Raw genomic sequence first — 1,675 nt, 5'->3', positions numbered from 1 at the left:
GGTGAGGGTGCCGGGCACCGACCTGCACATGTACGGAACGGTTTGGCTTCTCACACACGGCGAGACACGCAAGACGAAGCGCGTGCGGCTTTTCACCGAGTTCGTATCCCGCAGGCTCGCCGCGTACGCTCCGCTTCTCGCGGGGCTGTCTGTATTGCGCGACTGATGCGCACCAAGCCGATTAGGGCTTGACCAATTCCGAGGAAGCCCATTACTTTGGATCCATGGATCCAAAGTCGATTTTCAGCGAGTTGCAGGACGCGATCGAATCTGGGGAATTGGCACCAGGTTCCGTTCTCAAGCAGGAATTGATCGCCGAGCGTTTCGGGGTCAGCCGCCAGCCGGTCCGGCAGGCCCTCGACCAGTTACTTGGAAGTGGCCTGGTCGTGCGGCGTCGCGATCGAAGCCTGGCGGTAGCGATCCTCTCGGAACGGGAGGCGGCTGAACTGTGCGAACTTCGGGCTATTCTGGAGGTCGCGGCCTTGGAGCAGTCTTTGCCGGAGCTTCAGCCTTCCGCCTTGCGCAAGGCTGAAAGGCTCAACGACGAGTTGTTCGCGGAGTATGATCCGTCGCGGATTCTTGACCTCGACCAACAGTTTCACCTCACGCTGTACAGCGGCTGCACGAACACTCGATTGCTCAAGTCCATCGGAGACCTCCGACGAGAATCCCGGCGGTCGACCCTTCACCAGGAGCGTGGCGCCCAGGAGCGCATTGATTTTTTCGAGGAACACGCGGCGATCGTTGCCGCTTGTGCAAAGCGCGATTTCGACGCTGCGACGCAGCATCTTCGCCGCCACCTCACTCAAACGACTGCAAGACTTCTTTCCATGCCGACAAAGGATCCATCATGAAAATGACCGTCGAGATACATTGGGAGCGCGAAGGAGCGGTCTTCACCGACAAGCGGTACAGCCGTGCGCACATTTGGCGCTTTGACGGCGGCCAAGTCGTGCCGGCGTCGGCTTCGCCGCATATCGTTCCCCTTCCTTATTCCGTGGAAGCCAATGTCGATCCGGAGGAGGCCTACATAGCGGCGATCTCCAGCTGCCACATGTTGACTTTTCTCTCGCTGGCGGCGCCCAAGCGGATCGTCGTCGAGAGCTATACCGACAAGGCGACCGGCATGATGGAGAAGGTCGACGGAAAATTGATCGTCAGCCGCGTCGAACTCAATCCGACCATCGTCTACGCCGGCGAGCAGCCAACCGCCGCAACGCAAGCGGAACTGCACCACCTGGCGCATGAACAGTGCTTCATCGCCAATTCCGTCAAGACGGAAATCCAGGTAGCCGCCGCTGAGGTATCCATTTAAGAGCCGTTCCACGACAAGCGTGAAACGGCTTTCCTGGAATTGCTCTAAACCGGTGCCTTGGTGCGCACTTCCGACTTGTCGAGATAGTAGCTCGAATATTTGTCGAAGAATTTCTCCGACSCGCCGARCGATCCGTATTTGGCGAGCTTCTTCAGGTCGACCTTGTTGAGCACCGCGCCGACGATCTTGTTGGCGACATAGGGTTCGGATTCCAGCATCGACCGCACCATGGCGCGCGGCGTGCGGCCCCATTCGGTGACCAGCACGAAGCCGTCGACCAATGGCGCGAAGGCCTTCGCGTCGACCACCGGCCCAAGCGGCGGCAGATCGACGACGATGTATTCGAACGTCTCCTTGGCG

General features: G+C 59.5%; 2 protein-coding genes and 2 pseudogenes. 3 read left to right on the top strand and 1 reads right to left on the bottom strand.

From position 1 onward, the window contains the following. From AC1DX0_RS35570 to AC1DX0_RS35560, 3 genes and pseudogenes are all read left to right on the top strand, one after another. A pseudogene (locus tag AC1DX0_RS35570) lies at positions 1–166 on the top strand (LysR family transcriptional regulator); the annotation flags it as partial. A gap of 22 nt (positions 167–188) precedes the next feature. Next, positions 189–854, top strand: coding sequence for a GntR family transcriptional regulator (locus AC1DX0_RS35565; protein ID WP_477218424.1), 666 nt, complete (start codon positions 189–191; stop codon positions 852–854). Beyond that, positions 851–1,315, top strand: coding sequence for an OsmC family protein (locus tag AC1DX0_RS35560; RefSeq protein WP_477218425.1), 465 nt, complete (start codon positions 851–853; stop codon positions 1,313–1,315). Before AC1DX0_RS35565 ends, AC1DX0_RS35560 begins: the two co-directional genes overlap by 4 nt. A gap of 44 nt (positions 1,316–1,359) precedes the next feature. On the opposite strand, the pseudogene AC1DX0_RS35555 reads toward AC1DX0_RS35560, so the two are convergent. Beyond that, positions 1,360–1,675 (bottom strand): annotated as a pseudogene (locus AC1DX0_RS35555) (chain-length determining protein); the annotation flags it as partial.

It is taken from the genome of Mesorhizobium sp. P3_A9, assembly GCF_056402975.1.
Note: the sequence above shows the minus strand (reverse complement) of the source record. Positions and strands in the feature narration are given on the sequence as shown.

What these genes read in the sequence shown, in the direction of transcription:
- AC1DX0_RS35560 (WP_477218425.1), top strand. Translation starts at nt 851, where the DNA reads ATGAAAATGACCGTCGAGATACATTGGGAGCGCGAAGGAGCGGTCTTC.